This window comes from Cytobacillus sp. IB215316, assembly GCF_033963865.1.
In the GTDB taxonomy this organism is placed as follows: Bacteria; Bacillota; Bacilli; order Bacillales; family SM2101; genus Nanhaiella; species Nanhaiella sioensis.
Genome location: NZ_JAXBMC010000060.1, coordinates 1 through 963 on the forward strand (window position 1 = coordinate 1; position 963 = coordinate 963).

Consider the following 963-nt stretch of genomic DNA (forward strand, 5'->3'; position numbering starts at 1 on the left):
ACAGTTCCAGCAGATGCCACAGGTGGGACATTAGTAATTACAGGAAGCTATGAAGGGCATACAAGTACAACAACAGTAACAGTGCCAGCAACAGTGCAAGGCATCACGTTAGATCCATCAAGTGTGACGTTGGCACAAGGAGAAACCCAACAAATCTCAGTCGTAGCCAATATGTCAGATGGAACAACAAAAGATGTAACAAGCGAAGTAGCATATAGCAGTGATGACGCAAGCCAAGCAGCAGTAGATGTGACTGGATTAATCACAATTCCAGCAGACGCTACAGGTGGAACAGTAGTCATTACAGGAAGCTATGAAGGTCATACAAGTACAACAACAGTAACTGTCCCAGCAACAGTGCAAGGCATCACGTTAGATCCATCAAGTGTGACGTTGGCACAAGGAGAAACCCAACAAATCTCAGTCGTAGCCAATATGTCAGATGGAACAACAAAAGATGTAACAAGCGAAGTAGCATATAGCAGTGATGACGCAAGCCAAGCAGCAGTAGATGTGACTGGATTAATCACAATTCCAGCAGACGCAACTGGAGGCACAGTGGTCATTACAGGAAGCTATGAAGGTCATACAAGTACAACAACAGTAACTGTCCCAGCAACAGTCCAAGGCATCACGTTAGATCCATCAACAGTAACGTTGGCACAAGGAGAAACGCAACAAATTACAGTTGTAGCCAATATGTCAGATGGAACAACAAAGGATGTAACAAGCGAAGTATCGTACAGTAGTGATGACGCAAGCCAAGCAGCAGTAGATGTGACTGGATTAATCACAATTCCAGCAGACGCTACAGGTGGAACAGTAGTCATTACAGGAAGCTATGAAGGGCATACAAGTACAACAACAGTAACTGTCCCAGCAACAGTGCAAGGAATCACATTAGATCCATCGACAGTGACGTTGGCACAAGGAGAAACACAACAAATCACAGTCTTAGCCAAT

Annotated in this window: 1 protein-coding gene; it reads left to right on the plus strand. The window is 44.4% G+C overall.

Annotation, left to right across the window (positions count from 1 at the left end):
- The coding region (locus tag SLH48_RS22380; RefSeq protein ID WP_320259922.1) for an Ig-like domain-containing protein at window positions 1-963 on the plus strand (963 nt) is incomplete at both ends.